General features: G+C 54.5%; 5 protein-coding genes. All 5 read left to right on the top strand.

All coding sequences use genetic code 11. From position 1 onward, the window contains the following. Positions 1-354, top strand: a 354-nt coding sequence (gene tssD / locus PPL9_RS08975; RefSeq protein ID WP_057462385.1) for a type VI secretion system tube protein TssD, incomplete at its 5' end; no start/stop codon positions are given. Positions 355-473: 119 nt separating this feature from the next. Next, the gene (locus PPL9_RS08970) at positions 474-770 is read left to right on the top strand and encodes a hypothetical protein (RefSeq protein WP_057462384.1); all 297 of its coding nucleotides are present in this window, start codon (positions 474-476) and stop codon (positions 768-770) included. Then, positions 770-1,654 carry a hypothetical protein gene (locus PPL9_RS08965; RefSeq protein WP_057462383.1) on the top strand — a complete coding sequence of 295 codons (885 nt, stop codon included), beginning with the start codon at positions 770-772 and terminating at the stop codon, positions 1,652-1,654. Before PPL9_RS08970 ends, PPL9_RS08965 begins: the two co-directional genes overlap by 1 nt. Next, positions 1,654-2,157 carry a hypothetical protein gene (locus PPL9_RS08960; protein WP_057462382.1) on the top strand — a complete coding sequence of 168 codons (504 nt, stop codon included), beginning with the start codon at positions 1,654-1,656 and terminating at the stop codon, positions 2,155-2,157. The genes PPL9_RS08965 and PPL9_RS08960 overlap by 1 nt, the downstream gene beginning before the upstream one ends. 75 nt (positions 2,158-2,232) lie before the next feature. Further along, positions 2,233-2,666: contractile injection system protein, VgrG/Pvc8 family (locus tag PPL9_RS08955; RefSeq protein ID WP_280139047.1), on the top strand; the 434-nt coding region annotated here is incomplete at its 3' end.

Raw genomic sequence — 2,666 nt, 5'->3', positions numbered from 1 at the left:
CAGTCCGGCCAGCCAGCTGGTCAGCGCGTGCACACTCCGTTCAAGTTCACCTGCTCCATGAACAAGTCCATCCCGCTGCTCTATAATGCGCTGGTCTCCGGTGAGATGCTGCCGAAGTGTGAAGTCAAATGGTACCGTACTAATTCTTCCGGCAAGCAGGAGCATTTCTTCACCACCTCCTTTGAAGATGCGCTGATCACCAACATCGAGTGTGGCCTGCCACATTGTCAGGATCCGAAGAATGCTGACTTCACTCAGCTGATCACCATTGAACTGTCTTACCGCAAGATCATGTGGGAGCACACAGTCTCCGGCACGTCTGGTGCGGACGACTGGCGCGCGCCTGCAGCTTAAGTTTCTATCCTCATTGAGGATGGAAGTCAGATCCGGGCCAGCTTTGGCCCGGACACTGCCTATGGGCGAGTTAAACGATAGGCAGTCTTTGATTTGGGCCTGATCTGCGGAGTTGGAATATGCAGTTTGTCTCTGGCAAAGCCTCAGCAAAGCGCGGTTACTTGCGCAGCTTCTTTCGCGCCCTGCTGTGGCGCCGGCGTAAGGTGGAGGCAATTGCTGAAGCTGCACCCAAAGAGTGCGATCCGGCAGGAACGGCGCATATGGTCTTGCAAGGTCGTGACCGGCCTGAACGGTCTTCTGATGCGCTGCACGAAGACCTGTCCGAAGAGCTGGAGATCCGGGGCTTTCTGGATCAGTTTCCCGGCCACCGCTTGATGGTCAAACCCGGGGATCAGCCGCACAAGGAGATATTCTGATGGCCTACCCGCTGGCGGAGCAGAGACTGGCAGCAGAGCTCATCAACCCACGCCAGGATGAAGCTGTCGTGATGGATATGGAGCTCTTTGCGCAAGCGGTGGTAGATAGCCATCAAAGCCTTGGAGTAACAACGGGTGGTGCCCTTGACCTAGCGAGCCTGCCAGTGCTGCTGCGGGACATGAAGGGTGGTCAGACACTCCTGAAGGAAATCGGCCTGCAGGGGCGCTATTACACCAAAGTGGTGAACGGCAAGACCTATGTGGTGTTTAAGGGATACTCCGCCTTGCGTGAGACCTTGAAGGGCACACGGTATCTGTCCACCTCGCCGAAAGTCATTGCGTTTGGCATTGGCCCAGAGGCACTTAAATCTGCAGGAAGGTCCAATGCGATCATAATGATCACCTGCTATGTCGCACTCGATGTGATGCAGTTCGTCATGAGTGATGAGCAGCTCTATCACGAGCTGTTTGCCAACATCATTACTGATGTTGCTATTGGCACGGTCGCGATGGCCGCGGGAGCTCTGGCAGCAGCAGGAGCTGTTGCTATTGCTGGTACAATTACTGCGATTGCTCTGCCTGCAGTCGTTGTGACCGGAGGGGCAATCATTGTGGGGCTCTATGTCGGGCACAAGTTAAGTGAGCTATCAGAAAGCTATCAGATTAAGAAAAAACTCGGCGCAGCCTTGCTTTGGACCGGCCAAGCTGTCGCTCATGGAGTTCAGGAAGTCGGCAAGGTCATTCATGCTGCACATGTTGCCATGAAGCAGAAAGTGGAAGAGTTTGAACGTCGCAGCAATCGCTTTATGAACCAGTTGGAACGTGAGACCATCTGGCATTTTGGCGGTCCAGATTTGTATAATCAGCTCTATCGGAGACACTGATGTTGGGGTGGGTGATTGATAAGGGCACACTTGCTGGTCGTTGGGTCGGTCAGGACATTCGTCGCCTCCATGCAGTGATGCTCCTTCTCGATTTGATAGGAATTTCCGCCTGCTTGGATGTAATGCGTCCCGCGTTTCTAGCCATTTTTGCTCAGCCTCCTGAACCTGAACTGTTGCAGGTTATCCGGGGTAGATCCCGTTTTTTGCTGGCTGGAGCAGCATTACCGATGCTTCACCTTGCCATCACTCCTTGGGGGCAACATTGGATTAAGCGGTCAGCCCAAAGCTTCTCAGTCGTGTTCTTAATCGTTGCTATCGGCGGAGCATTTCTCGGATTGGTAATCACCGACTATGCGCGCGCGCAGGCGATCCTTGTAGGGTATCGCTCTTGCGACCAAACGTTCCTGAATGACTTCCAGCGCAAGAACGAAGTACTGGTTGCTCCCGGTGTGTTGTGTCCGCCAACCTCTGCTGCTGGAAAACCCTATCCGCCGCCGGGGTGAAGCCCTAACGAAGCCCGCCAGACCACTCTCAATACTTGTACGTCCTTTGTTTTTTCTTTTGCCAGTGAGTTTGTTATGAATGCTATTGTCCAAATCCCGCAGCTCTTCCAGGAACAAGATCTGGCCTTCACCTTTGCAGCTCCTGCGCAGCCCAACGCGGAATTGCTGGTCACCGGGTTCTCGGCAACAGAACGCCTTAACGGGCTCACGCAGATCCAGATTGAGCTTGCCAGCCCCGACAACGCGCTTGACTTGCATAGCCTGCTCGATACGCCTGCCACGCTGACCATTCATCATAAATACGAGGGCCTGCGCCATCTCTCTGGGGTGATCGCTGAGATTGCCCGTGGTAATGAAGGCCATCACCGCACCAGTTACTCGCTGACGCTGCTGCCCAGCCTGCACCGGCTCGCCCACGGCTCTGACTGCCGGATCTTCCAGAAGAAAAGCGTACCTGAGATCGTCAAGATCCTGCTGAAAGAACACGGCGTCGAGGATGTGAAGTGGGA

This window comes from Pseudovibrio sp. POLY-S9, from assembly GCF_001431305.1.
Classification (GTDB): Bacteria; Pseudomonadota; Alphaproteobacteria; order Rhizobiales; family Stappiaceae; genus Pseudovibrio.
Note: the sequence above shows the minus strand (reverse complement) of the source record. Positions and strands in the feature narration are given on the sequence as shown.

What these genes read in the sequence shown, in the direction of transcription:
- PPL9_RS08965 (WP_057462383.1), top strand. Translation starts at nt 770, where the DNA reads ATGGCCTACCCGCTGGCGGAGCAGAGACTGGCAGCAGAGCTCATCAAC.
- PPL9_RS08960 (WP_057462382.1), top strand. Translation starts at nt 1,654, where the DNA reads ATGTTGGGGTGGGTGATTGATAAGGGCACACTTGCTGGTCGTTGGGTC.
- PPL9_RS08970 (WP_057462384.1), top strand. Translation starts at nt 474, where the DNA reads ATGCAGTTTGTCTCTGGCAAAGCCTCAGCAAAGCGCGGTTACTTGCGC.